The 26,943-nt window shown below is 64.9% G+C and carries 23 protein-coding genes; 8 read left to right on the plus strand and 15 right to left on the minus strand.

Annotated elements, in window-relative coordinates; all coding sequences use genetic code 11:
* Positions 1-40: 40 nt before the first annotated feature.
* From G7026_RS10650 to hslO, 7 genes are all read right to left on the minus strand, one after another.
* The gene (locus G7026_RS10650; protein ID WP_181070744.1) at positions 41-955 is read right to left on the minus strand and encodes an aldo/keto reductase; all 915 of its coding nucleotides are present in this window, start codon (positions 953-955) and stop codon (positions 41-43) included.
* A 279-nt stretch (positions 956-1,234) separates the two neighbouring features.
* Positions 1,235-2,365 carry a M14 family metallopeptidase gene (locus G7026_RS10655; RefSeq protein WP_181070745.1) on the minus strand — a complete coding sequence of 377 codons (1,131 nt, stop codon included), beginning with the start codon at positions 2,363-2,365 and terminating at the stop codon, positions 1,235-1,237.
* Positions 2,366-2,462: 97 nt separating this feature from the next.
* Positions 2,463-3,140: a DUF1028 domain-containing protein gene (locus tag G7026_RS10660; RefSeq protein WP_181070746.1), complete on the minus strand. Its 678-nt coding sequence runs from the start codon at positions 3,138-3,140 to the stop codon at positions 2,463-2,465.
* A 174-nt stretch (positions 3,141-3,314) separates the two neighbouring features.
* A complete protein-coding gene (locus G7026_RS10665) occupies positions 3,315-3,740 on the minus strand; it encodes an HPF/RaiA family ribosome-associated protein (RefSeq protein ID WP_181070747.1) in 426 nt (141 codons plus the stop codon).
* 92 nt (positions 3,741-3,832) lie between these two features.
* The gene (locus G7026_RS10670) at positions 3,833-5,752 is read right to left on the minus strand and encodes a RecQ family ATP-dependent DNA helicase (RefSeq protein WP_181070748.1); all 1,920 of its coding nucleotides are present in this window, start codon (positions 5,750-5,752) and stop codon (positions 3,833-3,835) included.
* A 120-nt stretch (positions 5,753-5,872) separates the two neighbouring features.
* On the minus strand, positions 5,873-7,414 hold the full coding sequence (locus tag G7026_RS10675; RefSeq protein WP_181070749.1) for a phosphoenolpyruvate carboxykinase: 1,542 nt from the start codon (positions 7,412-7,414) through the stop codon (positions 5,873-5,875).
* Positions 7,415-7,572: 158 nt separating this feature from the next.
* The gene (gene hslO / locus G7026_RS10680; protein ID WP_181070750.1) at positions 7,573-8,460 is read right to left on the minus strand and encodes an Hsp33 family molecular chaperone HslO; all 888 of its coding nucleotides are present in this window, start codon (positions 8,458-8,460) and stop codon (positions 7,573-7,575) included.
* 194 nt (positions 8,461-8,654) lie between these two features.
* Here hslO and G7026_RS10685 point away from each other — a divergent pair, with 194 nt between their 5' ends.
* Entirely contained in the window at positions 8,655-9,452 is a 798-nt protein-coding gene (locus G7026_RS10685; protein ID WP_181070751.1) for a phosphatase PAP2 family protein, read from the plus strand.
* On the opposite strand, the gene G7026_RS10690 is transcribed toward G7026_RS10685, so the two are convergent.
* Complete coding sequence (locus G7026_RS10690) at positions 9,453-9,848, minus strand: RNA-binding S4 domain-containing protein (protein ID WP_181070752.1); 396 nt, start codon at positions 9,846-9,848, stop codon at positions 9,453-9,455.
* Between the two features lie 73 nt (positions 9,849-9,921).
* Between G7026_RS10690 and rimB the strand changes: the two genes are divergently transcribed.
* Both rimB and rimK read left to right on the plus strand, forming a co-directional pair.
* Positions 9,922-10,416 carry a retropepsin-like aspartic endopeptidase RimB gene (gene rimB / locus G7026_RS10695; protein ID WP_181070753.1) on the plus strand — a complete coding sequence of 165 codons (495 nt, stop codon included), beginning with the start codon at positions 9,922-9,924 and terminating at the stop codon, positions 10,414-10,416.
* Entirely contained in the window at positions 10,413-11,318 is a 906-nt protein-coding gene (gene rimK, locus G7026_RS10700) for a 30S ribosomal protein S6--L-glutamate ligase (RefSeq protein WP_138406483.1), read from the plus strand. The genes rimB and rimK overlap by 4 nt, the downstream gene beginning before the upstream one ends.
* 92 nt (positions 11,319-11,410) lie before the next feature.
* Here rimK and G7026_RS10705 read toward each other — a convergent pair whose 3' ends face one another.
* Positions 11,411-12,730: an ATP-binding protein gene (locus G7026_RS10705; protein ID WP_181070754.1), complete on the minus strand. Its 1,320-nt coding sequence runs from the start codon at positions 12,728-12,730 to the stop codon at positions 11,411-11,413.
* 104 nt (positions 12,731-12,834) lie between these two features.
* Positions 12,835-13,566 (minus strand): osmolarity response regulator transcription factor OmpR, encoded by a 732-nt coding sequence (gene ompR, locus G7026_RS10710; protein WP_181070755.1) that lies wholly within the window; start codon positions 13,564-13,566, stop codon positions 12,835-12,837.
* 227 nt (positions 13,567-13,793) lie between these two features.
* On the opposite strand from ompR, the gene G7026_RS10715 reads away from it, so the two are divergent.
* The 3 genes from G7026_RS10715 (at position 13,794) to gshA (ending at position 18,278) form a co-directional block, all read left to right on the plus strand.
* Positions 13,794-16,121 carry a Tex family protein gene (locus G7026_RS10715; protein WP_181070756.1) on the plus strand — a complete coding sequence of 776 codons (2,328 nt, stop codon included), beginning with the start codon at positions 13,794-13,796 and terminating at the stop codon, positions 16,119-16,121.
* Between the two features lie 76 nt (positions 16,122-16,197).
* The gene (locus G7026_RS10720; RefSeq protein WP_181070757.1) at positions 16,198-16,581 is read left to right on the plus strand and encodes a PaaI family thioesterase; all 384 of its coding nucleotides are present in this window, start codon (positions 16,198-16,200) and stop codon (positions 16,579-16,581) included.
* 110 nt (positions 16,582-16,691) lie between these two features.
* On the plus strand, positions 16,692-18,278 hold the full coding sequence (gene gshA, locus G7026_RS10725; protein ID WP_181070788.1) for a glutamate--cysteine ligase: 1,587 nt from the start codon (positions 16,692-16,694) through the stop codon (positions 18,276-18,278).
* 22 nt (positions 18,279-18,300) lie between these two features.
* Here gshA and argA read toward each other — a convergent pair whose 3' ends face one another.
* From argA to G7026_RS10745, 4 genes are all read right to left on the minus strand, one after another.
* A complete protein-coding gene (gene argA, locus G7026_RS10730) occupies positions 18,301-19,602 on the minus strand; it encodes an amino-acid N-acetyltransferase (protein WP_181070758.1) in 1,302 nt (433 codons plus the stop codon).
* Positions 19,603-19,651: 49 nt separating this feature from the next.
* Positions 19,652-20,803 (minus strand): acetylornithine deacetylase, encoded by a 1,152-nt coding sequence (gene argE, locus G7026_RS10735; RefSeq protein ID WP_181070759.1) that lies wholly within the window; start codon positions 20,801-20,803, stop codon positions 19,652-19,654.
* Between the two features lie 147 nt (positions 20,804-20,950).
* Positions 20,951-22,210, minus strand: a complete 1,260-nt coding sequence (locus tag G7026_RS10740) for an inorganic phosphate transporter (protein WP_181070760.1) — start codon at positions 22,208-22,210, stop codon at positions 20,951-20,953.
* Positions 22,211-22,245: 35 nt separating this feature from the next.
* The gene (locus tag G7026_RS10745; protein ID WP_181070761.1) at positions 22,246-22,923 is read right to left on the minus strand and encodes a TIGR00153 family protein; all 678 of its coding nucleotides are present in this window, start codon (positions 22,921-22,923) and stop codon (positions 22,246-22,248) included.
* A 109-nt stretch (positions 22,924-23,032) separates the two neighbouring features.
* Here G7026_RS10745 and G7026_RS10750 point away from each other — a divergent pair, with 109 nt between their 5' ends.
* Both G7026_RS10750 and G7026_RS10755 read left to right on the plus strand, forming a co-directional pair.
* On the plus strand, positions 23,033-24,397 hold the full coding sequence (locus G7026_RS10750; RefSeq protein ID WP_181070762.1) for a CYTH domain-containing protein: 1,365 nt from the start codon (positions 23,033-23,035) through the stop codon (positions 24,395-24,397).
* A 66-nt stretch (positions 24,398-24,463) separates the two neighbouring features.
* Complete coding sequence (locus tag G7026_RS10755; protein ID WP_181070763.1) at positions 24,464-26,248, plus strand: GspE/PulE family protein; 1,785 nt, start codon at positions 24,464-24,466, stop codon at positions 26,246-26,248.
* Between the two features lie 6 nt (positions 26,249-26,254).
* On the opposite strand, the gene G7026_RS10760 is transcribed toward G7026_RS10755, so the two are convergent.
* Positions 26,255-26,872: a TPM domain-containing protein gene (locus tag G7026_RS10760; RefSeq protein ID WP_181070764.1), complete on the minus strand. Its 618-nt coding sequence runs from the start codon at positions 26,870-26,872 to the stop codon at positions 26,255-26,257.
* Between the last annotated feature and the right edge of the window lie 71 nt (positions 26,873-26,943).

Consider the following 26,943-nt stretch of genomic DNA (forward strand, 5'->3'; position numbering starts at 1 on the left):
GCGAAAACGCGGTGCGTGGCTCAATGCGCCGCGCGGTAGGTCACGAGAAGGCCTGGACGATACGCTCGCGCTGCCCGGCATCGGGCAGGCGACCCTGCCCGGCCTTGAGATTGTCTGCCATGTAACGCGGGTTGGACGTGGCCGGAATCACCGCGGTGACCGCCTCGTTGGCCAGGATGAACTTGAGCAGCAGCTGCGCCCAGGACGTCGCGTCGATCTCCACGGCCCAGTCCGGCAGCGGCTTGTCGCGGACCTTCGACAGCAGCCCGCCGCGGGTGAAGGGACGGTTGATCAAAGTGGCGATGCCGTTGTCGGCGCAATAAGGCAGCAGGCGCTTTTCGGCGTTGCGCTCGGCCACCGAATAGTTGAACTGGACGAAGTCGAGCTTTTCCTTCTGCAGCACGGCGAGGAGCTCGTCATGGGCCGAATCGACGTAATGGGTCACGCCGATGTAGCGCACCTTGCCCTGCTCTCGCAGGTCGCGCAGCAGGTTGAGCTGGGTGGTGGTGTCCTGCAGGTTATGCACCTGCATCAGGTCGATGGTGTCGGTCTGCAGCGCCTCGAAGCTTGCCTGGTTCTGCCGCTGCCCCGCCTCGCGGCCCGTGCTCGACACCTTGCTGGCGAGAAACACCTTGTCGCGCACATCCAGCCGGGTCACCAGCTCACCTGACACCTGCTCGGCCGCACGGTAGCTCGGCGCGGTGTCGATCAACCGGGCGCCGCCGTTGACGAAGGTCCGCACCACCTCGAGCAGCGGCTCGAGCTCCTTGTCGTTGATCCCCACGTTGAAAGTCTGCGAGGTGCCGAGACCGATGACCGGAAGCGCTTCGCCGCTGGAAGGAATCTTGCGCTTGAGCACGCCTTCGACAGCCAGGGCCAAAGAAGGCAGCAGCGGCCCAAGGGCAGCCAGGGCGGCCGCGACCGCGGCGCTGTGAACGAACTGGCGACGCTTCATTCGATGCTTCTCCTCTTCTACTCGGATCGGACCGTCGCCTGACAGACAATGTCCGTGGCGGCCGTGCAGGGGCGACCATCGGGGCGGCGGGCAGAACGGCCAGTCTACCGGACCCGAACGGCAGAGCCGCCGAGCCGGGCGGTCGAAGCTGATCAGTATGGAAGAAGCTGACGCGGATGCCCGGTATAGGGCCCGGGCGTGCTTTTCGGGATGTTTCAGAACGATGTCAGTCGACACCTTCGAGACGGCGCCTGCAAGCAGGCGCCAGCGACGCTGGCTCTAGCGCAGGTGATCGACCATCTGCGCCATTACGCTCAGCACATCCTTGCCCAGCTGCATGGAACGCGCGCCGCTCCAGCCGGTGGCCGGGTTGGGGGTGTCGTCGTGGTCCTTGAACGGCATCTCGATGGTGAAGGCCAGGCAGTCGAACTCCTGGCCGACCGAGTTGCAGGCAAGGGTCAGATTGGCCTTGCCCGGCGCGCTGCGCGGGTAGCCGTAACGGGTCTGGAACTCGGCGCCCATCTCCACCAGACGCCGGCGAAACTCCTCCTCCAGTTCGGCGATGCGCGGTGTATAGCCGGGATTACCCTCTCCGCCCGCGGTGAAGACGTGGGGAATTTCCTCGTCGCCGTGGATATCCAGGAACAGGTCGACGCCGATCGCGCGCATCTGTTGCTGGACGAAGAACACCTCGGGCGTCTCGGCCTCGCTGGCGTCCTGCCAGGCGCGGTTGAGATCGCGGCCGGCGGCGTTGGTCCGCAGATGGCCGTGGAAGGCGCCATCGGGGTTCATGTTCGGCACCAGGTAGAGGTCGGCCTGGCTCAGCAGCGCTTCGAGTTCGGGATCGTCCCGGTTCTGCAGCCGCTCGATCACCCCTTCCATGTACCACTCGGCCATATGCTCGCCCGGATGCTGCTGGGCGATGATCCACAGCTTGCGGGCCGCATTCGGCTGACGGCTGACCCGCAGCAGCTGAATGTCGCGACCTTCCAGGCTCTTGCCGCAGGCGGCCAGTTCGGCGCCGGCGCGGCTCAGCGCCTGTTCGATCAGCCAGTCGTGACGAGCCCGGCTGTAGGGCTCGAAATAGGCGAACCAGATCTGCGCCTGCTCGGGCTCCAGGCCGAAGCGCAGGGCACCGTCTTCGAAGCGGCTCGGCACGCGGAACCAGTTGACCTGATCGTACGAGGCGGCGGCGTGATAGCCGGTCCAGGCATGGCTGTAGGCCGAGTCGCTGGCGTTGGTCAGGCTGAAATCGCAGCGCGCGCCCAGGGTCAGCCCCTCGACCTTGAAATGGAACCACTGGAAATGGTGGCTGCGCGTGTCGGGGCGGATGGCCAGGCGTACCTGCCGCGGATCGCTGGCATCCTGGACGATGATGTTGCCACTGTCGAAATCGGAACTGATGCGCATGCTTGCCTCTGCTCGAAACGGATGCCGCCGAGCATCGCAGGTCTTCCCGCACAGGGAAATGCCTGGGCTGCAAAGACGCTCGCTAAAGCGCGACTGGCTAGATGGTCTCTTCCTTGGCTGCGGCGCCGGCGGGGTTTTCCCGGGTCGGCATGGCGAGTATCTCGGGATACACCTGGGCCTCGAACACCTTGTGCAAGCGACGCAGCTCGGCGACGGGATCAGGGTGATGGTCGACGCGGATGTCCCATAGCGGGTACTGTTCACGGTCGACCACATAGATAGTCGCCGAAGATTCGCCGTGGCGATCGCCCCCCACCCGGTCACCTGCCGCGATCGCCTCCATCAGCCGCTCCACCAGCGGCAATGCCGGATCGTGCATGAAGGCTGCGGCAATCGCCTCGAGCACCTGCGGCCCTGCGAGCCGATTGCCCTGCACGGAAAACTGCTCACCGGCCAACGAGCCCGCCCAGGGAATGCACTTTTCGCCGGTCCAGCACGCGCTGCGCCCCTGCGGGTCGATCACCGCGCACTGACGCAGAGCCATGCAGGGGTCGGTGCGGTGCAGCTGATCGATCACCTCGGCGGCCGAGCGGTTCTGGCGCAGAAGGTTCAGTCCGTCGATGCCCAGATAGGGGTTGATCTGCGCCTGGGTCGCCACGGCGCCGATGCGGGCTGCGGCATGGGTCAGCAGCTTGCCCACTGCGGGCATGGCGGTGGCAGCCGCCACACCGAATTGCCCCGTGCGCGGGCAGCGGGCAATGATCGAAAAGGTCATGGATAACGACTCCGAAGGCTTCTCGACTTTGGGCCCCTGCCGCGGGTGGATCGTTCCGCCTTGCGAGCCAAAGCGCAGCCTCGGGTAGTAAGCGCCCGTAAAAAAAGCGACGTACTCGGAAGCACGCCGCCAAAGAAACCAGTCGCCGGGCAGCGTTGCCCGGCGCGTATTCGGTCACTCCTTGCCCAGCGCCTCCTGGCGGGCGAGGAATTCTTCCTGCAGCAGGGCATCGGTCACCTGCGGCGGATCTTCGCTCAGCAGCGGATCATCCAGATGCCCGGTGGGGACGGACTTGGCGTCCAGCTTCCCGACCAGGTGATCGAGGGCGTTGCGCATTTTCTCGGCAGCCCCATCGACCGCGAGCTGCAGGGACTCGGCCTTGTGTGTCACCGACAGGGATTGATGGCCCTTAGGCCGCGCTTCGATCTGGCAGCGCTTGTCGTCGGCACCAGCCTTCTGCGCGTTTTCGTCGCCGACATGGATCTCCACCCGGGTCAACAGGTCATCGAATCGTTCCAGACGCTCGGTGACCGCCGCTCCGACCCATTCCTGTAGCTCGGCACTGCCCTGGATGTGATTGGTGTTCACTTGAACTTGCATGGAGCCTACCTCGTTCTGACGTGCTTGTAGTTTCGAGGCGGCTGACCGGCCGAGGTTCAGCTTTTCTTCCGACCGGCCAGTCAACTCCCCTGCTACGCACGTCGGACCCAATCGCGCACCTGCGCGTAGGGATAGGCTTCCAGGCTGGCGAAGCCGGGCAGCGTTCGCGCCTTCAGGCGGGTGAACAGCGGCACGCTGATACCGCAAAGAAAGCGCGTCAGCGTCTCGCTCGACGGCGCCTCGCCACGGGCTTCCTGGTGACATGCGATGAAGCCCGCCGCGAGGCGCGACAAGTCCTTCTCCTCGAGCGGGGCGAGCGCCGGCGGCTCCGGCAAGCGGGCGACCTGTCCACGGCAGACCGAGCAATGACCGCAATGGGTCGGCGCCTGCCGGTCTCCGAAGTAGGCGGCCAGCCGCTGACTCAGACAGTGCTCGGACTCGAACAGCGCCAGCATCGCCTGGATGCGGGCAATCTCGGCCGTCTCCTTGTCCTCGAAGTAGTGGTGCAGCCGTTCGGCCAGTGCTGGCGCGTCGAGGTCGGGCTGCAGTACGCCATAGACCTCGGTCATCTGTTTGCTTTCCAGTTCGATCAGGCCCTGCTCGTTGAACCAGTCCAGCGCCTTGACCACCCGGCTACGCTCGGCGCCGTGGTCGCGGTACAGCGTCTCGAAATCCACCGTGCACCAGGTCCGCGCGCGGGCCGAGGTCTGTACAACGGCCTCGACGAAACGGCGCCGCTCACCTTCGAACCGCGCGACCAGCGCCTCGGGCTCGACCCGATACTTGAAGCGGTATTCGGCGAAATAGGCGTAGCGCGGGGCAATCACGTCGAGCAGCTCGAGCTGCACCAGCAGCGTCTTGAGCGGCAACTGGCGGATGTTGCTCTGATCGGACAGCGGATTGAGCAACAGCTCCCACTGCTCGCCCGCGGCGGCGATCTCGGCCAGCACCACGGCGATGCCATCGCGCTCGGGCGTATCGCCATAGACGAAGTTCTGCAGCACGTTGAGGCTGTCGCGGTTGGCCAGCACCAGGCAGTCGGCGGCGTTGCCGTCGCGCCCGGCGCGGCCGATCTCCTGGCTGTAGTTCTCCACCGACTTGGGCAGGTCGTAATGCACAACGTTGCGGATGTCGGCCTTGTCGATGCCCATGCCGAAGGCGATGGTGGCAACGATGCAGCCGATCTCCCCGGACATGAACCGTCGCTGGATCGCTTCGCGCTGCTCGTGTGCCATGCCGGCGTGGTAGGCGCTGGCCGGCACACCACCGCGGCTCAGCTGGTCGGCCACCTGCTCGGCAGTCTTCTGCTGGGTCACGTAGACGATGCTCGGCTCGCCGGGCTTGGCCGCCAACCACTCGAGCAGTCTTTGCGGCTTACGCAGACTGGTGACCGGCTCGACCAGCAGGTTCAGGTTCGGCCGGTAGAAGCCGGTAGTTATCACGTCCTCTTCGGCAATACCGAACTTCGCGCGCATGTCGTCGATCACCGCCGGCGTCGCGGTGGCCGTGAGCAGCAGCACCTGAGGGATGCCGAACTCGCGCTGGTAATCGGGCAGCTTCAGGTAGTCGGGGCGAAAATTGTGGCCCCATTCGGAAATGCAGTGCGCCTCGTCGATCACCAGCAGCGAAATCGGCACCTGCCCGATGAACTGCCGGAAGCGCTCGTTCTTCAGCCGCTCAACCGAGATCATCAGCACCTTGAGTTCACCGGACTTGGCCTTGCCCATGACCTCCGCGGCCTGCTCGCGGCTCTGCGCCGAATCGATGCTCGCCGCCGCAATGCCGTGCCGATGGAGAAAGGCGAGCTGGTCCTGCATCAGCGCCAACAGCGGCGAGACCACTAATGTGAGGTTGGGCAGCAGCAACGCCGGCAACTGATAGCACAGCGATTTGCCTGAGCCGGTGGGAAAGATCGCCGCCGCCGAGCGGCCGGCCAGCACCGCGCTGACGGTCGCCTCCTGGCCGGAACGAAACTGGCGGAAACCAAAGACGCGTTCGAGGGTGTCATGCATGGCTGTCACTCCGTTGACCGCCTGATGGTCCTTGACCATAGCGCGGCCGATGGCGGGCGAATAGTCGGCGCCAAAAAATGAAAAAGCCGCCCGAGGGCGGCTTTTCGAACGGCGCGCGGCTTAGAGCTGCGGGCCGGCGTCGCGGATGGCGTCGGAGACGTCGAACTTCTTGAAGTTCTCGATGAACAGCTTGGCCAGGCCCTTGGCGGCCTCGTCGTAGGCGTTCTTGTCTTCCCAGGTGTTGCGCGGGTTGAGCAGGTTGGTTTCCACGCCCGGCACCGACTTGGGCACGCTCAGGTTGATGATTGGCAGCTGCTCGGTTTCGGTACCGATCAGGGCGCCGCTCTGGATCGCCGCGATCACGCCACGGGTGGTCGGGATGTTGAAGCGCTTGCCGACACCGTAGCCACCGCCGGTCCAGCCGGTGTTGACCAGGTACACCTTGGAGCCGAACTCCTGGATGCGCTTGATCAGCAACTCGGCGTATTCGCCCGCCGGACGCGGGAAGAACGGCGCACCGAAGCAGGTGGAGAAGGTCGACTTGATGCCGGCGCCGCTGCCCATCTCGGTCGAACCGACCAGCGCGGTGTAACCGGACAGGAAGTGGTAGGCCGCCTGCTCTTCGTTGAGGATGGACACGGGCGGCAGTACGCCGGTCAGGTCGCAGGTCAGGAAGATCACCGCGTTCGGTTCGCCGCCGAGGTTCTTCTCAGAGCGCTTCTCGACGTGCTCCAGCGGGTAGGCCGCGCGGCTGTTCTGGGTCAGGCTGTCGTCGGCGTAGTCGGGCACGCGATTCTCGTCGAGCACGACGTTTTCCAGCACGGCGCCGAACTGGATGGCCTTCCAGATCACCGGCTCGTTCTTCTCGGACAGGTCGATGCATTTGGCGTAGCAGCCGCCTTCGATGTTGAACACCACGCCCTTGCCCCAGCCGTGCTCGTCGTCGCCGATCAGGTAGCGCGACTCGTCGGCCGACAGGGTGGTCTTGCCGGTGCCGGACAGACCGAAGAACAGCGTGACGTCACCTTCTTCGCCAATGTTGGCCGCACAGTGCATCGGCAGCACGTCGGCCTCGGGCAGCAGGAAGTTCTGCACGCTGAACATCGCCTTCTTCATTTCACCGGCGTAGCGCATGCCGGCGATCAGGACCTTCTTCTGGGCGAAGTTGATGATCACGCAGCCATCGGAATTGGTGCCGTCGCGCTCCGGTACGCACTCGAAGTTGGCGACGTTGAGGACCTGCCATTCCTCTTTCCCGGCCGGATTGTACGGCTGCGGGTTGATGAACAGCTGGCGACCGAATAGGTTCTGCCAGGCAGTGGCGGTGGTCATCTTGACCGGCAGGTAGTGGGCTTCGGAGGAGCCTACATGAACGTGGGAAACGAAGTGATCCTGAGCATTGTTGAACGCCTGGACGCGGTCCCACAGCGCATCGAACTTGTCGGCCGGGAACGGACGGTTGATGGCGCCCCAGGCTATCTTCGAGTCGGTGGAAGGTTCCTGAACGATGAACCTATCCGCAGGCGAACGGCCCGTGCGGTGGCCTGTCTTCACAACGAGCGAGCCATTGGCGGCCAGTTCGCCTTCACCGCGGCGGAGGGCTTCTTCAACCAGTTGAGCGGTGCTGATGTCGCTGTAAACGGCTTGAGTGGCTTGCGTCATGATGATCCCCGTCGGCTTCTTAAGCCGAATCCTCCTTATATGTTGTAGCCGGCCATGCGACAGGCTACATCGAAAAAAGTGCCCGATTATGCCAAAAAGCCGAGCCGCTGGGTATGAGCGACAGGGCCTCGGAATGGTTCCGAAAAAATACTGGCTTTTTAGTGGCGTGTGGCCGACGGCGCGTCGCTGCCGCCACCGGCGAACAGCTGGGCGATATCGGCGGCATCGAAGACGTAACGCTGGTTGCAGAACTGGCAATCGATGGTCACCGAGCCGCCCTGCTCCTGGACCAGCGCCTCGGCGTCCGCCTGGCCGAGACTCACCAGCGCATTGGCCGAGCGCTCGCGCGAGCAGCTGCACTGGAACTGCAACGGACGCGGCTCGAACAGGCGCACCTGCTCTTCATGGTAGAGACGATGCAACAGCGTCTGGTTGTCCAGACCGAGCAGCTCCTCGGCGGTCAGGGTATCGGCCAGGGTGGTCAGGTGCTGCCAGCTGGCCTGCCGCTCCTCGGCGTCCTTGATCCGATCAGCCGGAAGCTGTTGCAGCAACATGCCGCACGCGCGGCGTCCGTCGGCGTTCAGCCAGAAGCGCGTCGGCAGCTGCTCCGAGGTGGCGAAGTAGTCCGACAGGCAGGCCGCCAGGCTGAAGCCTTCCAGCGCGACGATGCCCTGATAACGCTGCCCCCGCGTAGGGTCGACGGTGATCGCCAGCACCCCTTCGGGCATCAGCTCCGAGAGCGTGGCTCCAGGGGCGATCTGATCGGCTTCGTAACGGGCGATACCGCGCACGTCGCGCTCACTCGAACACTCGACCATCAGCAGCGGGACCGGGCCGGAGGAACGGGCCTGCAGTACCAGCAGACCGTCGAACTTCAGCGTACCGACCAACAGCGCCGCAGCCGCCAGCAATTCACCGAGCAGCTGGGCCACCGGCTCCGGGTAGGGATGCTTGGCCAGCACGTGCTGATAGCTCTCGCCAAGGCTGGCTATTTCACCGCGCACGTCGGAATCGTCGAAGAGGAAACGCTGGGTATGATCGGACATGCCAAGGCTCGCAAGGACTGGAACAGCGAAAGGGCCGGCGATTTTAGGCGCAAAGGGCGGCACGACCAAGCGCCGGACAAAAACGCATCGCCGCAGGGGAAACTGAACGGCGGCTGAACAGGTAGCACATCGCCCGGACAGTTGCCCCCACCGCGCCTAAGATCGCGCGCCTTCAGCCCTCGAAGGACGCGTCCATGACTTCCGCCTCCATTCCTCAGTCGCGCTGGCGCCTGCTGCCGCTGCTCGCCTGCCATGCCCTCGCCGCCCTGCTGCTGGCCAGCTGGCTGTGGCCCACCACCCGCCAGTACTGGGACCAGGCCGACGCGGCCGTGTTCCATCTGCTCAACGGCTCGCTCGGCGTCTCGATGCTATGGGACTGGCTGTGGGCGGTGGCCAGCATCCGCGTCTTCGACATCCTGGTCGGCGCCGTCCTACTGACCCTGCTGATCCGCAACGACTGGCTGTTCAGCACGACCCAGCTGCGCCCGGCGCTGTTCACGTTCGTCGCCCTGCTGCTGTTGCTTCTGGTGATACGCGTGCTGGTCACCAAGATTGGCGCACATTTCGGCTGGCAGCACGCCAGCCCCTCGATGCACTTCGCCACCGCCTATCACCTGAGCGATCATTTCCCGCTGCTCGAGCGGGTCTTCGAAGTGAAGGACCGCTCCAGCAAAAGCTTTCCCGGCGACCATGCTTCGGTGCTGCTGATCTGGGGCCTGTTCATGGCGCTGTTTGCCCGGGGCGCTAAGCTGGCGGTGGTGATCGGCATCACCCTGATGTTCATGCTGCCGCGCCTGGTCGCCGGCGCCCACTGGTTCAGCGACGACTTCGTCGGCGGGCTGCTTATAGCCCTGCTGGCACTGGGTTGGGGCTACTGCACCCCGTTGGGCGCGCAGATCGCGGCGCTGCTGCAGTGGCTCGCGCGCCCGGCCTTCACCCTCGCGCGTTCGGTTCCCGTGGTGCGCCAGCTGGCCGTGCTGCGCCAGGACTGATCAGCCTCCGAAATCGCGAAAGTGATGCAGCTGCCGGCGCTGCTTCTTGCTCGGTCGGCCATCGGTCTGCAGGCCGAGCGTGCCGGCCTTTCGCATGGCGGCGGCCTGCTCACGGCGGGCCAGGCTGTCGGCAGTCTCCTCATAGAGCAGCTGCGCCGCGGGCGCGCCGCGGCGCACCGCCGACAGCGCCTTGACCACCACGGTGCGCTCGTCGAAACCCGCACGAATCGTTAGCGACTCGCCCACCTTGGGCTCCTTGCCCGGCTTGCAACGCTCGCCCTGGCAATGCACCTTGCCGCCGTCTATCGCAGCCTTGGCCAGCGCCCGGGTCTTGAAGAAACGCGCCGCCCATAGCCACTTGTCCAGGCGGACCTTGTCATCGTCTTTTTCATTCATCGCCTTACTCTTTCCAAACGCCGTTGTCCTAGGGTGCAGCAGACAGATGCAGTTGTCATACTGCCCGTCTAGAATGCGCGCAAATCGCCCGGATACCACTTTGAAGCCAGACCAGACCCCTACCGTTATCGGCCTGCGTGAATGGATCGCCCTGCCCGACCTGGGTGTCGTCGGTCTGCGCGCGAAGATCGATACGGGTGCCAGCACCTCGGCGCTGCATGCCACCGATATTTCCGAATTCGAACGCAATGGCCAGCGCTGGGTTCGCTTCACCGCGCATCTGGGCACCCTGGTGCAGCGACGCCATCGCTGCGAGGCCCCGCTGCTGACGCGCAAGATCATCAAGAGCTCCAACGGCCAGGCACAGACCCGCTACGTGATCCGCACCCTGCTGGCCATGGGCGATTGCGCCTGGCCGGTCGAGTTCACCCTGACCTGCCGCAAGACCATGCGCTACCGCCTGCTGCTGGGCTCCAAGGCGCTGGTCGACGGCAGATGTCTGGTCGACCCCGCGCGAACCTATATCCAAGACAAACCCCAGATCCTCACTGTCCCCGGTGCCCAATGAAAATCGCCGTGCTGTCGCGCAATCCGCGCCTGTATTCAACCCGCCGACTGGTGGAGGCCGGCCAGCAGCGTGGCCACGAGATGGTGGTGATCGACACCCTTCGCGCCTACATGAACATCGCCAGCCACAAGCCGCAGATCCATTACCGAGGCCGCCCGCTGGAAGGCTTCGACGCGGTCATTCCGCGCATCGGCGCCTCGGTGACCTTCTATGGCTGCGCCGTGCTGCGCCAGTTCGAGATGCAGGGCGTGTTTCCCCTCAACGAATCGGTAGCCATCGCCCGTTCGCGTGACAAGCTGCGCTCGCTGCAACTGCTCTCGCGGCGCGGCATCGGCCTGCCGGTGACCGGCTTCGCCCATTCGCCCGACGACATTCCCGACCTGATCCAGATGGTCGGCGGCGCGCCCCTGGTGATCAAGGTGCTCGAAGGCACCCAGGGCATCGGTGTGGTGCTCTGCGAAACCGAAAAGGCTGCCGAGTCGGTGATCGAGGCCTTCATGGGCCTGAAGCAGGACATCATGGTGCAGGAGTACATCAAGGAAGCCGGCGGCGCCGACATCCGCTGCTTCGTGGTGGGCGAGAAAGTCATCGCCGCGATGAAGCGCCAGGCCAAGCCCGGCGAGTTCCGCTCCAACCTGCACCGCGGCGGCTCGGCCAGCCTGATCAAGATCACGCCGGAAGAACGCATGACCGCCATCCGCGCGGCCAAGGTGATGGGCCTGAACGTGGCCGGCGTGGACATCCTGCGCTCCAATCACGGACCGCTGGTGATGGAGGTCAACTCGTCCCCCGGCCTGGAAGGCATCGAAGTCACCACCAGCAAGGACGTGGCCGGCATGATCATCCAGTACCTGGAAAAGAACGGCGGCCCGCACCTGACCCGCACCAAGGGCAAGGGCTAGACGAGCTGAAAGCGATTGTGGCGACCGACGTAGTGCCTCGTTGCCTCGACGGGCGCTTCGTTCCGGGTTAAGTGTCTTACCGGCGGCTGAATTCAGCTCTTCAACGCATCGCGCGGCAGCAACAGCCCCAGCGGCAGGCTGACCCGCGCCTCCAAGCCGCCGCCCGAGCGGTTGCGCAGCTCGACCACGCCACCGTGCTGGGCGGCGATGCGCTTGACGATCGCAAGCCCTAGCCCGGCGCCCTTGCCGCCACGCGCGCGGTCCCCGCGAATGAAGGGATTGAAAATCTCGCTCATTTCCCGCGGATCGATACCCGTGCCGCGGTCGAGCACGCTGATCACCACGTAGGGGGCGTTCGGGTCGCCCGAGCAGTGCGCTTCAAGTTCGACGCCGTGGCCGCCATAGCGCAGCGCGTTCTCGATCAGGTTCACCAGCAGCCGCTTGATCGACACCCGGCGCAGCACAAGCATCGGGATCGGCTCGACGCACAGCCGAACCGTCTCGGCATGCTGGTTGTAGGGCTGCACCACCTCGCGGATCAGCTCGCCAAGATCGGCCGTCTCCACCGGCTCGTCCCGCCCGTCGCGGATGAACGCCAGGAACTGGTCGAGAATGGCATCCATGTCCTCAATGTCGCGCACCATCTCCTCGGTCAGCTCGGCGTCGTTGGGCATCAGCTCCAGCGACAGCCTCAGGCGGGTCAGCGGCGTGCGCAGGTCATGGGAGACCCCAGCCAGCATCAGCTCGCGCTCGCGTCCAGCCTGCTCGACGTCTTCGGCCATCTGATTGAAGGCGCGATAGAGCTCGGTCATCTCGCTCGGCGTGTCGCTGACCGGCAGCCGCACGCTGCGGCCCTGGCCGATCTGCCGCGCAGCGTAGACCAGTCGCTTGAGCGGCAGGTTGAGCTGGCTGACGAAGATCCAGGCCGCCGCGGTGGACAGCAAGCCAATGCCGAGAAACCAGGCCAGCACGCTCCAGATGCGCTGGCCCTGTAACGGATAAGGGTACAGCGGAACCTCGATCCAGCCGCGTCCCAGCCCTGGGGCGCGAGCCCAGAGCGCCGGCGAAGGCTGGATCCGTACGTGGACCTCGGTTTCAGGCCCCAGCTCGGCCTGCATCTGACGCTTGAAGATCTCAGAGTAAGGCCAGTGGTATTCGCTGGCCGGCACTTCCTGCTCCGGCACCCGTCGCAAGCCCACCGCCTTGGCGATGCGCTCTCGATTCTCGTCATCGGCGGCCCAATAGGCCCGCAGGGTCAGTGCCGCACCATGGCTGTACTGGCGGTCGACCAGTACGTCCTCGTTCATCATCAGATAGAACAGCGTCAGCACCTTGGAAAAGAGCACGACGATGAGGACCAGCCACAGGGTGCGGGCGAAGAAGCTTTGCGGAAACCACAGCGGGGCTTTCATAGGGAAGGCAGCGTCAAGCTACAGGCCTCGACGTGCAGAAAGAAGCAGAGCGCCATGACGGCGCCCCGCTTCTCGCTTGCGACTTACGGTTTGAAGCGTGAAGTTCACTTATTGCCGTCCGGCACGAAAACGTAGCCCACACCCCAGACGGTCTGGATATAGCGCGGCTTGGATGGGTCGGGTTCAATCAGGCGGCGCAAGCGCGAGATCTGCACGTCGATGGAGCGCTCCAGGGCATCCCATTCGCGGCCGCGGGCAAGGTTCATCAGCTTGTCCCGGGTCAAGGGCTCGCGTGCGTGTTGCACCAGCGCCTTGAGCACCGCGAACTCGCCAGTGGTGAGCATGTGCACCTCGTCGCCCTTCTTCAGTTCGCGGGTGGCCAGGTAGAGCTCGTACTCGCCGAAGGTCACGGTCTCGTCATCGCTGGCCGGCGCACCCGGCACCTGAGGGGCCTGGCGGCGCAGCACCGCCTTGATCCGCGCCAGCAGCTCGCGCGGATTGAACGGCTTGGCCAGATAATCGTCGGCGCCCACCTCAAGCCCCTGAATACGGCTCGATTCGTCGCCCTTGGCGGTAAGCATGATGATCGGGATCTGGTTGCTGCCCTCGCGTAGTCGACGGCAAGCGGACAACCCATCCTCGCCAGGCATCATCAGGTCGAGTACCACCAGGTGGAACAGCTCGCGGCTGAGCAGGCGGTCCATCTGCTCGGTGTTTTCCACGGTCCGCACTCGATAGCCCTGCTCATCGAGAAAGCGCTCCAACAGGCGTCGGAGTCGGGAATCGTCGTCGACGATCAGTATCTTTTCGCCTTCATTGGCAGGTGCGGTGCTCATGGAAACTCCCGGAACTGGTATCGGTGCATTATGGCGCAGCGCTTTGCGAAACCATTGACACCCATTGTTAGCAGATTTTTCGCCACACGGCGCAGTGTGGCGACGTCCGCTTCGCCATGTACACCGACGCGACAGCCGGCCGGCCGCCCTGCGGCCGCGCTTTCCCTTATAATCGCCGGCTTTCGCGCAGGCCAGGCCTGCATGGTTTGACTGACCCAGGTAGGTTCATGGACAGCATCAACTCCCGCATCGCCGAAGAACTGGGCGTGCGCCCGCAACAGGTCGCCGCCGCCGTGGCACTGCTCGACGAAGGTTCGACCGTGCCCTTCATCGCCCGTTATCGCAAGGAAGTGACCGGCAGCCTCGACGACACCCAGCTGCGTCACCTGGAAGAGCGCCTGCGCTACCTGCGCGAGCTGGACGACCGCCGCGCCGCGATCCTGTCCTCCATCGAGGAGCAGGGCAAGCTGACACCGGAGCTGGCCCGCGAGATCAACCTGGCCGACACCAAGACCCGCCTCGAAGACCTTTACCTGCCCTACAAGCAGAAGCGCCGTACCAAGGGCCAGATAGCCCTCGAAGCGGGCCTTGGCGAGCTTGCCGATGCGCTGTTCGGCAACCCCGCGCTGGACCCTGAAGCCGAGGCCGCGCGCTTCGTCGATGCCGAAAAAGGCTTCGCCGATATCAAGGCGGTGCTCGAAGGCGCCAAATACATCCTCATGGAACGCTTCGCCGAAGACGCCGACCTGCTGGCCAGGCTGCGCGGCTTCCTCAAGGACCACGCCACCCTCAGCGCGCGACTGGTGCCTGGCAAGGAAACCGAAGGCGCCAAGTTCAGCGATTACTTCGAGCACGACGAGCCGCTCAAGGGCGTGCCTTCGCACCGTGCCCTGGCGATCTTCCGCGGCCGCAACGAGGGTGTGCTCAGTGCCAGCCTCAAGATCGGCGACGAGGTCCCCGGCGCCATGCATCCCTGCGAGGCGATGATCGCCGAACGTTTCGGCATCACCCAGGCTTCGCGCCCGGCGGACAAATGGCTCGCCGAAGTGGTGCGCTGGACCTGGAAGGTCAAGCTCTACACCTCGCTGGAGACCGACCTGTTCGGCGAACTGCGCGACAAGGCCGAGGACGAGGCGATCAGCGTTTTCGCCCGCAACCTTCATGACCTGTTGCTGGCCGCACCGGCCGGCCCGCGCGCGACCCTGGCGCTGGACCCTGGCCTGCGCACCGGCTGCAAGGTGGCGGTGGTCGATGCCACCGGCAAGCTGCTCGATACCGCTACCGTCTATCCGCATGCGCCACGCAACGACTGGGACGGCACCCTGGCGATCCTCGCCAAGCTGTGCGCCAAACACGGCGTCGACCTGATCGCCATCGGCAACGGCACCGCCAGTCGCGAGACCGACAAGCTCGCCGGCGAGCTGATCCAGAAGGTGCCGGGCCTCAAGCTCACCAAGATCATGGTCAGCGAAGCCGGCGCCTCGGTGTATTCGGCCTCGGAACTGGCCGCGCGCGAATTCCCCGACCTCGACGTGTCGCTGCGTGGCGCGGTGTCCATCGCCCGTCGCCTGCAGGACCCGCTGGCCGAACTGGTGAAGATCGAGCCGAAGGCGATAGGCGTTGGCCAATATCAACACGACGTGTCCCAGCTCAAGCTGGCGCGCAGCCTGGATGCAGTGGTCGAGGACTGCGTGAACGCCGTCGGCGTCGACCTGAACATGGCCTCGGCGGCGCTGCTGGCGCGGATCTCCGGGCTCAACGGCACCCTGGCGCAGAACATCGTCGCCTACCGTGACGCCAACGGCGCCTTCAAGAGCCGTGCCGAACTGAAGAAGGTCCCGCGCCTGGGCGACAAGACCTTCGAGCAGGCCGCCGGCTTCCTGCGCGTCATGAACGGTGAGAACCCGCTCGACGCGTCCGCCGTGCACCCAGAGACCTACCCGCTGGTGCAGCGCATCGCCGCCGACACCGGCCGCGACATCCGCTCGCTGATCGGCGATTCCACCTTCCTCAAGCGCCTGGATCCGAAGAAGTTCACCGACGAAACCTTCGGCCTGGTGACCGTCGGCGACATCCTTCAGGAGCTGGAAAAGCCTGGCCGCGACCCGCGCCCGGAATTCAAGACCGCCGCGTTCCAGGAAGGCGTCGAAACCCTCAAGGACCTCAAGCCGGGCATGGTGCTCGAGGGCGTGATCACCAACGTCACCAACTTCGGCGCCTTCGTCGACATCGGCGTGCATCAGGACGGCCTGGTACACATCAGCGCGCTGTCGGAGAAGTTCGTCAAGGACCCCTACGAGGTGGTCAAGGCCGGCGACATCGTCAAGGTCAAGGTGATGGAGGTCGACATCCCGCGCAACCGCGTCGGCCTGTCGATGCGCATGGGCGACACCCCGGGCGAGAAGACCGAGGGCACCCGCGGCGGGCAATCGCGCGGCAACGGCAAGCGCGGCGGTGAGCCGCGTAGCGAACGCCACAGCAGCCAGGACAAGCCAGCCCCGGCCAACGCGGCGATGGCCGCCCTGTTCGCCAACGCCAAGCAGCTGCGCAAGTAACGCCGCCGATAGCGGTCAGAAGTCGGACGGCGCTCCCCATGGCGCGCCGTCATCACTCCCAGTGGGCGGAACTTCCATGGAAATCACCGAAGACCTGCAGATAAGCGCCTTCAGCCAGCTGCTCGGCTGCCAACCGCTCCGTGTCGAGAACGGCGAGGCGCATGTACGCCTGGAAATGGGCGAACATCTGCGCAACCGTCACAGCAAGCTGCACGGCGGTGCGCTGTTCAGCCTGATGGACATGAGCATGGGGCTGGCCTGCTCCAGCGCCCATGGCTTCGATCGACAGAGCGTCACGCTCGAATGCAAGATCAACTACCTGCGCTCGATCGACAGCGGCGAGGTGCTCTGCATCGCCCGCGTGCTGCATGCCGGACGGCGTACGCTGGTGGTCGAAGCCGAGGTGAAGCAGGGCGATAAACTGATCGCCAAGGGGCAAGGGACCTTTGCGCAACTCTAGGAACCCAAGCTGAGGGCAGGTAAAACTCGACACCGCCCTTGCAGACCGATCCGACCTCCCCCATATCGAGGCGGATATCAGACATGACCACCTTTTCGGGGACACCGATCTTGAGCGAGCTTCTTTCCCGCCGCCTGGCACTGCTGGCCGAGTCCTCCCACCTGCCGCTGCTCACTCAATGCCTGCACGGGATCGAACGCGAATGCCTGCGCGTCGATACACAGGGCTTGCTGGCGCTCACGCCCCATCCACGGCCGCTGGGTTCGGCGCTGACCCACCCGCAGATCACCACCGACTATTCCGAGGCGCTGCTGGAGTTCATCACCTCCACCGAGACCGACCCGGAAAAGACCCTGGCCGAGCTCGAGGCGATCCACCGCTTCACCTACAACAAGCTCGCCGGCGAATACCTCTGGAGCGCCTCGATGCCCTGCCCGCTCCCCGAGGAGGCGCAGATTCCCATCGCCGAGTACGGCAGCTCGAACATCGGCCGGCTCAAGCACGTCTACCGCCGCGGGCTGGCCCTGCGCTACGGCAAGACCATGCAGTGCATCGCCGGCATCCACTACAACTTCTCGCTGCCCGAGGCGCTCTGGTCGGCGCTGCGCCAGGCCGAAGGCGACGACCGTGAGCCACGGCATTACCAGTCGCAGCGCTACATCGCGCTGATCCGCAACTTCCGCCGCTTCAGCTGGCTGTTGATGTACCTGTTTGGGGCCTCGCCGGCGCTGGATGGGGGTTTCCTGCGTGGCCGCCCGCACCAGCTCGAGCAGCTCGATGCCGACACCCTTTACCTGCCGTACGCGACCAGCCTGCGGATGAGCGACCTGGGCTACCAGAACAATGCCCAGGCCGGCCTCACGCCCTGCTACGACAACCTGGAAAGCTACACCGAGAGCCTGCACAAGGCGGTCTCGACGCCCTACCCGCCCTACGTCGAGCAAGGTACCAAGGATTCGGAGGGCAACTGGCAACAGCTCAACACCAGCATCCTGCAGATCGAAAACGAGTACTACTCCAACATCCGCCCCAAGCGCGTCACCGGCGTCGGTGAACGACCGATCCAGGCGCTGCGCGCGCGAGGCATCCAGTACGTCGAAGTGCGCTGTCTGGACATCAACCCCTTCCTGCCGCTGGGGATCGACATAACCGAAGCCCGCTTCCTCGACGCCTTCCTGCTCTATTGCGCGCTGGAAGACAGCCCCTTCCTGGTCGATGGGGAATGCGCCGCGGCGACCGACAACTTTATCAAAGTGGTCAAGGAAGGCCGGCGCTCGGGCCTCGAGCTGATGCGCTGCGGAGAGGCGGTGGAACTCAAGGTCTGGGCCCAGGAGCTGCTCGACGGCATCGGCCAGGTCGCAGAACTGCTCGATCGCAGCCGTGGCGATGACCTGCACCAGCAGGCCGTCACCGTGCAGCAGACCAAAGTGGTCGACCCCAGCCTCACGCCCTCGGCGCAAGTGCTCGAGCAGCTGCGCCAGCACGGCGAGAGCTTCCGCGCCTTCGCCCTGCGCCAGAGCGTGGCTCATACCGACTATTTCCGTCGGCAGCCGATACAGGGCGATGAGCTCGCAGGTTTCGAGGCCACCGCGCAGCAGTCGCTGGAGCAGCAGGCTCGCGTCGAGCAGGCAGATACCCTGGATTTCGACAGTTTCGTCGAGGAGTACCAGCGCAGCCTGACCGCCCTACCCGCCTGACAGGCGGGCTCAGGCCGGCCTTTTACAGCGACTTTTCGAAGATCTTCGAGTTGCGCTGGAAGTTGTACAGCGAGGCGCGCGCCGCAGGCAGGCTTTCCACCCCACTGGGCTCGAAACCGCGCTCGCGGAACCAGTGCGCGGTGCGTGTGGTGAGCACGAACAGCTTCTTCAATCCCATCTGCCGCGCGCGGCTCTCGATGCGCTCGAGCAGCTCGTCGCCACGCCCGCCGTGACGGTATTCGGGGTTCACCGCCAGACAGGCCAACTCGCCTGAATCGGAATCGGCAATCGGATAGAGCGCCGCACAGGCGATGATCAGGCCGTCGCGCTCGACGATGCTGAACTGCTCGATTTCCCGCTCCAGCACTTCGCGGGAGCGGCGCACCAGGATGCCCTGCTCTTCCAGCGGGGTGATCAGATCGATGAGCCCGCCGACATCCTCGATGGTCGCCTCGCGCAGCTGCTCGAACTGCTCCTGAGTCACCAGGGTGCCGTCGCCACCGTCGCGGGTGAACAGCTCGTTGAGCAGCGAGCCGTCCTCGGCATAGCTGATCACGTGGCTGCGCCGCACACCACCCTTGCAAGCTTGCGCCGCAGCGTCGAGCAGCTCGGCCTGATAGGTGCCGACGAGGCGCTCGATATAAGCTGGAATCTGCGGCGGGCGCAGTTCGCGTACCAGTTTGCCGGCTTCGTCGCGCAAGCCACGCTCGGATCCGTAGAGCACCAGCTTGTCGGCCTGCAGGTCGATGGCGGCGCGGGTGGCGATGTCTTCACAGGCGATGTTGAAGATTTCCCCGGTCGGCGAATAACCCAGCGGCGACAACAGCACGATGGTGCGCTCGTCCAGCAGCCGGCCGATGCCCTTGCGGTCGACGCGGCGCACTTCGCCGGTATGGTGGTAATCGACCCCATCGAGCACACCGATCGGACGCGCGGTGACGAAGTTGCCGCTGGCCACGCGCAGCCTCGCGCCCTGCATCGGCGAGGCCGCCATGTCCATCGAGAGCCGTGCTTCGAGCGCGATACGCATATGACCGACGGCATCGATCACACATTCCAGAGTCGCCGAATCGGTGATGCGCAGGTCACGGTGAAAACGCGGTTCGAGCCCGCGCGCGGCCAATCGTGCCTCGATCTGCGGCCGCGAGCCGAACACCAGCACCAGACGCACGCCGAGGCTGTGCAGCAGCACCAGGTCGTGCACGATGTTGGCGAAGTTCGGGTGTTCCAGGCCGTCGCCAGGCAGCATGACGACGAAGGTGCGGTCGCGGTGCGAGTTGATGTAGGGCGAAGCGTGGCGGAGCCAATTGACGTAGTCGTGCATGGATAACCTTGGATGTCAGGTCGGGCAAAGCAGCGGTAGTGCCCCGCGGTCAGCGGACCGGGGCCAGGCAGTAATGGCCGATCAATTCGCGTAGCAGCCGTACGGTCGGATCGATGCGCGACAGCTGCAGGTACTCGTCGGGCTGGTGCGCACAGGCGATGTCGCCAGGGCCCATCACCAGCGTTTCGCAGCCGAGCTGCTGAAGATAAGACGCTTCGGTACCGAATGCCACCGCCTCGGCCGCATGTCCTGTCAGACGCTCGGCAACCGCTACCAGTTCGCTACCGGCGGGCTGCTCGAAGGCCGGTGCGTGGGGAAACAGCGGCGCCAGGTCGATCTTCACCTGGTGCTGCTCGGCCACCGGCACCAGCCGCTGGCGGATCAGCGCGCGCAGCTGCTCGGGCTCCATGCCGGGTAACGGCCTCAGATCGAATTCCAGGGAACACTGCCCGCAAATGCGGTTGGGGTTGTCGCCGCCATGGATGCAGCCGAGGTTCAGCGTCGGCTGGGGCACGTTGAACATCGGATTGCGGTGCTCGACCTTCCACTGGTCGCGCAGCTTCATCAGCTCGCCCATTACCGCGTGCATCGCCTCCAGCGCGCTGTGGCCGTAGGCGGGATTGGAGGAGTGACCGCTCTGCCCGAGGATGTCGATGCGCTCCATCATCACACCCTTGTGCAGACGTACCGGGCGCAGGCCGGTCGGCTCGCCGATCACCGCCGCGCGCCCCAGCGGGCGGCCCGCGTCGGCCAGTGCCCGGGCACCGGCCATCGAGCTTTCCTCGTCGCAGGTGGCGAGGATCAGCAGCGGCTGCCTGAACGGCTGATCCAGCAAGGGCCGCACCGCCTCGATGATGAGCGCGAAAAAGCCCTTCATGTCACACGCGCCAAGGCCATACCAGCGATCGTCGGCTTCACGCAGCCTGAGCGGGTCGCTTGCCCAGAGTTCGGCATCGAAGGGCACCGTGTCGCTGTGCCCGGCAAGCACCAGCCCGCCCGGACCGCTGCCATAGCTGGCGAGCAGGTTGAACTTGCCGGGCGCGACCTCCTGCCGCTCGCAGGCGAACCCCAGCTCATCGAGCCAGGTGGCGAGCAAATCGATGACCGGCTGGTTGGTCTGATCCCAGTGCGGCTGGGTGCAACTCACCGAAGGCGCGGCGATGAGCGCGGCGAACTGGTCTTTGAATGAGGGTACGGACACCGGACAACCTCCGTGGAAAAGATGAGGTCTTCAGTGAAGCATGAAACGCGCCGTGGCAGACGGGCATCGATCTGTTACGGGCAGGAGGATGGCAACAGCGGATGTCCGCGGCCACCGCGCATGAGCGCGCGGCAGCCGGTCAGACAATCAGGTGAAGATCGCGCGCAGGATCAGGAAGTAGAGGATCGACAGGCCGGCGCCGATCGGCAACGTGATGATCCAGGACATGAAGATCGAACCGATTACGCCCAGGTTCAGTGCACCGATACCACGCGCGATACCCACGCCCAGCACCGCGCCGACCAGGGTATGGGTGGTGGAGACCGGCAGGCCGATGGCCGATGCGCCGACCACGGTGCTGGCGGTGGCCAGCTCGGCGGCGAAGCCACGGCTCGGGGTGAGCTCGGTGATTTCGCGGCCGATGGTGGCGATCACCTTGTAGCCATAGGTGGCAAGGCCGATGACGATACCGGTCGCACCGAGCAACAGTACCCAGCCCGGCACCGCGGAGCGCGCGCCGACTTCGCCACCGCCCTGGATCACGCCGACGATGGCCGCCAGCGGGCCGACGGCATTGGCCACATCGTTGGAACCGTGGGCGAAGGCCATGGCGCAGGCGGTGAAGATCATCAGGACCGCGAAGACCTTTTCTACGCTGGAGAAGTGGAAGGCCTTGTCCGCCTCGACGTCGACCTTGATACGGCTGAGCAGGGCCACGCCGATCAGCATCACCACTACGCCGATGCCCACCGAGAGCAGCAGGCCCTGCTGAGTGGAGAGGTCCAGCCCGATGTGCTTGAGGCCCTTGGACAGGGTCATGATCGAGACCATGAAGCCGGTCAGGAACATGTACAGCGGCACGAATCGCTTGGCGTTCTGGAATGGATTGTCGGTGTCGATGATCAGCTTCTGCACGCTGATGAACAGGCCGAAGGCCACGGCACCGGAAAGTACCGGGGAGACCACCCAACTGGCGACGATCGGCCCGACACTATTCCAATGCACCACGTCGACCGAGATGCCGACGGCGGCGAAACCGATCACCGCACCAACGATCGAGTGGGTGGTGGATACCGGCCAGCCTCGGGTGGAGGCCACCAGCAGCCAGGTGCCGGCTGCCAGCAACGCCGACATCATGCCCAGCACCATCAGTTCGGGTGGAATCGCCGAGGCGTCGACGATGCCGCTCTTGACCGTCTCGGTGACTTCGCCACCGGCCAAGTAGGCGCCGCAGAATTCGAAAATCATCGCGACGATGATCGCCTGCTTGATGGTCAGCGCCCGTGACCCCACCGATGTACCCATGGCATTGGCCACATCGTTGGCGCCCACACCCCAGGCCATGAACAAACCGAAGATGCAGGCAAGCATCAGGAGTACGAAACCGTAATCCGTAATAAGAGACATAAGGCTACCTGTAGACCCAGAAAGGAAGCTGGCGACTAGCGCGCCAGCAATTGTTCCAGTCGGTTGCCGACTCGCTCGGCGCGATCGGCGACGTCACCAACCCATTCGATGATCTTGTAGAGGAACATCACATCGACTGGCGGAAGGTCCTTTTCCAGTTTGAACAGGGCCCGGCGGACCGTGACCTGCATGCGATCGGTGTCGCGCTCGATTTCCTCGAGCTCTTCCACCATCTGTTCGACAAGAGTGACCTCGCGGCCGCTGAAACCGGTTTCCAGCAGCGAGTCGAGTTCCTTCATGGCTTTGAGGGCCTGGGCGCTGGCCTCGACCGAACGCTCGACGAAGGCCAGCATCTCGGGCTGCAACCCCTGCGGCACGGTCATGCAACGACCCAGCATCAGGCCGGCGATGTCCTTGGCGCGGTTGGCAATTTTGTCCTGTACACTGAGCAGATCCAGCAGATCGGAGCGTGGAACCGGCAGGAACAGGCTTTTGGGCAGATGCTGGCGTACGCTCTTCTTGAGCTTGTCGGCTTCGTTTTCCAGCCGCGCCATCTCTTTCTGAATCTGTTCGACGCGCTCCCAGTCCTCGTCCATCGCAGCCTGGAAGAACGGCACCAGATTCGCTGCGCACTCGTGCGCCTTTGTCATGTGCTGTTGCATCGGCCCGATGGGCGAGCGTCCGAACAGGCTGACGAAGGGATTGATCGGCATAGGGAAACCCCGGTTTCAAAGAGGCGGCAAGTATACGGATGAGCTTGAACGCCCGCCACCACGCGTCATCAAGCTGTCACTTAAAAAATATAGGCACCCCCTGGGCACCATGCAGAAAGAAACCGAAATCAAGCTGCGCGTCAGTCGCGAAACCCTCCAGGCGCTGCGCGAGCATCCGCTACTGAAGAAGCGCAACAAGAGCGGCTGGCAGCGCCACGAGCTGTTCAACCAGTATTTCGACACGCCGCAACGCGATCTTGCTCAGGCCAAGGTCGCGCTGCGCCTGCGCCGGGACGGCGACACCTACATCCAGACCCTCAAGAGCCGTGGCCAGAGCGTGGCCGGCCTGTCCGAGCGCAACGAATGGGACTGGTACCTGGACAAGCCCAAGCTCGACCCCAAGCAACTCACCGACGACTGCTGGCCGGCGAGCCTGGCGACGCTCGACAAGAAGACCCTGAAACCGATCTTCACCACCGATTTCGTGCGCGAGAAGGCCGAGATCGCTTGGGGCCGCGGCAAGTCTCGCGTCGTGGTGGAAGCGGCGCTGGACCTGGGTAAGGTGACCGCCGGCAAGCAGTCCGAAGAGATCTGCGAACTGGAGCTGGAGCTGCGCCAGGGCGAGCCCGAGGCGCTGCTGGAACTGGCTGCGGAGCTCGCCGCCGACCTCGCGCTGATGCCTTGCGACATCAGCAAGGCCGAGCGTGGCTATCGCCTGCACGACCCACAGAGTTACGCCCTTGGCCTGCCAGCGGCGCAGCTCGATCCCACGATGCCTCTGGACGAGGCAGTCGCGGCGCTGGGCTGGCAGCTGCTCGGCAACAGCCAGCGGCTCGCCGAACAGTACCGCTTCAACGGCCATTGGAGCCTGCTGGGCGACTGGCTGCAGCAACTGGTCGATCTGCGCGCCCTGCTCGGCAGCCTCGGCCAGGCCGCGCCGCGTGCCAGCAGCCGGGAACTGCGTGAGGCCCTCGATGCGCTGATCGGCGACTGGCGTCCGCAACTGGAATCAGGGCAGGACGACGAAGCCGTGCGCCAGGCGGCGCCGAAGCGCTTCGCCGAAGAGCTGGGGCAGATCCGCTGGGGACTGTTCTCGCTCAATGCCTCGCGCTGGCTGCTGCAGCGCGGCTGGATGCAAGGCCGCAACGAGCGCGGCAACCGCCAGGGCGCCGCGGAACTGGGCAAGTGGTTGCCGCGCCAGCTCGGCGAAGAAGCCGAGGCGCTGCAGCTGCCGCGTTACAAGCAGCAACCCGAAGACCTCGACGAGCAATTGCCACGCATGGAACGGCTGCTGGTTTGGCTGCGCCTGGCTCGCCAGACGCTGGAGCTGCCCGAAGTGGACCGTCTCTACGGCGAACTGGCCAAGCTGCATGCCCTGGCGGCTCTGCCGCGCAGCGAAGAGAGCCTCGGAGCGCGAGCCGAGCAGGCCCATACTGTGTGGACGCTCAAGGCGTGGAAGGCGCTCACCCGTTAAGCTGAAGGCCGGCGGCGCCGAACGCCAGGATGCACGGCAGCCGCCCTCGCCATCCAAGGAGTTTCGATGTCCGCCTTAGCCTCGCCCACTGCCGACCGCTGGCTCGACCTGAATGACCTGCTACGCGAACTGGTCAGCCAGGGCCACCTCGACCAGGACACCGCCGAGCAGTGCCTGGCCATTCGCCGCAGCAGCCTGAACACCCAGCAACACCCGCTGGAGTTCCTCGCGGCGCAGCAGATCAGCGACCAGAAGCGCCCCGGCAAGCAGCTCGACCTGGAAACCCTGACCCAGTGGCTGGCCGACAAGGTCGGACAACCCTACCTGCGCATCGACCCGCTAAAGATCGACGTGGCCGCGGTCACGCCGCTGATGTCCTACGCCTTTGCCCAGCGGCACAAGATTCTCGCCGTGGCGGCGACCAACGAGGCGGTCACCATCGCCAGCGCCCAGCCCTACGTGCAGGCCTGGGAAGCCAACCTGGTCCATGTGCTCAAACGACCGATCAAGCGCGTGGTGGCCAATCCGGCGGATATCCAGCGTTTCACCGTGGAGTTCTACCGCCTGGCCAAGTCGGTCAGCGGCGCCACCGCCAATGACCAGAAGATCAGCGGCGTGGGCAATTTCGAGCAGTTGCTCAACCTCGGCGCCAGCGACCAGGAGCCGGACGCCAACGACTCGCATATCGTCAACATCGTCGACTGGCTGTTCCAGTACGCCTTCCAGCAGCGCGCCAGCGATATCCACATCGAGCCGCGCCGCGAGCAGGGCTCGGTGCGCTTTCGCATCGACGGCGTCCTGCACAACGTCTATCAATTCCCGCCACAGGTCACCATGGCGGTGGTCAGCCGCCTCAAGTCGCTCGGGCGGATGAACGTCGCCGAGAAGCGCAAGCCGCAAGACGGCCGGGTCAAGACCAAGACGCCGGACGGAGGTGAAGTGGAGCTGCGCCTGTCGACGCTACCCACCGCGTTCGGCGAGAAGATGGTGATGCGGATCTTTGATCCCGAGGTGCTGCTCAAAAGCTTCGACCAACTGGGCTTTTCGGCCGATGACCTGCGCCGCTGGAAGAGCATGACCGGCCAGCCCAACGGCATCATCCTGGTGACCGGCCCGACCGGCTCGGGCAAGACCACTACGCTCTACACCACCCTCAAGCAGCTGGCCACGCCCGAGGTGAACGTCTGCACCATCGAAGACCCGATCGAGATGATCGAGGGGGCCTTCAACCAGATGCAGGTGCAGCACAACATCGACCTCTCCTTCGCCAGTGGCGTACGCGCGCTGATGCGCCAAGACCCGGACATCATCATGGTCGGCGAGATCCGCGACCTGGAGACCGCCGAGATGGCGATCCAGGCCGCGCTCACCGGCCACCTGGTGCTTTCGACGCTGCACACCAACGATGCCCCGAGCGCCATTACCCGCCTGCTGGAGCTCGGCGTGCCGCACTACCTGCTCAAGGCGACCTTGCTAGGCGTGATGGCGCAGCGCCTGGTGCGCACCCTCTGCCCGCATTGCAAGGCCCCGGTCGAGATCGACGAGGACGACTGGCAGGCCCTGACCAAGCCCTGGAACGCGCCGCTGCCGACCACCGCGCAACAGGCGGTCGGCTGCCTGGAGTGCCGCGACACGGGCTACCGCGGGCGTGCGGGCGTATACGAGATCATGTTGCTCAACGATGCGATCAAGCCGCTGATCAACGCCGATACCGACATCGTCGCGTTGCGCCGTCACGCCTTCAAGGATGGGATGCGCAGCTTGCGGCTATCAGGCGCGCAGAAGGTCGCCGCCGGGTTGACCACCGTCGAGGAAGTCCTGCGGGTCACTCCGCAAAGCGAGCAGAAGTAGCCGCCTTCAGGGCAGAACGACCAGGCGGTTGGGCAGCTCGTTTCGCGTGTGAGTGGCCGGCACGTGCTCCTTCAGCAGGGCGCCGCAGGCCTCGATGCAGATGAGGAAACCTTCGAGCGTCTGGCCCTGCCGGACGCGGTCGGTGAATGCCTCGACGATGGACGCCCAGGCCTGATTATCGATACGGCTGGAAACGCCGCGATCGACCAGGATCTCCACGTAGCGTTCGGCTTCGGAGACGAAGATCAGCACGCCGGTGTCGGCCTCGGTATGGTGCAGGTTGAGTTCGATGAACTGCCGCCGCGCCAGATTGCAGGCACGCCAGTGACGCACCGCACGCGGGATCAGCCGGGTGGTCAGCCCCGGCAGACGGAACACCAGCGCCAGCACGACGAAGCTCGCCCACTGAATCAGCAGCAGATGCGGCGCCGTGACCCAGCCGGTGAAGAACAGCAGCGCACCGGGCACCACCAGCGCCAGCAGGCTGGCCCAGAGCAACGGAATGTAGCGATAGTCGTCGGCCTGGGCAGCCAGCACGGTGACCACCTCGGCGTCGGTGTCGAGTTCGATGCGGTCGATGGCCTCGGCCACCTGCCGCTGCTCGCTTTCTGTCAGTAGAGTCATGGCCTGTTCCTTGTCCTTACCATCCGCCCGAGGCGCCGCCGCCACCGAAGCCGCCCCCTCCGCCCCCGAAA

Source organism: Stutzerimonas azotifigens (genome assembly GCF_013522725.1).
GTDB lineage: Bacteria > Pseudomonadota > Gammaproteobacteria > Pseudomonadales > Pseudomonadaceae > Stutzerimonas > Stutzerimonas azotifigens_A.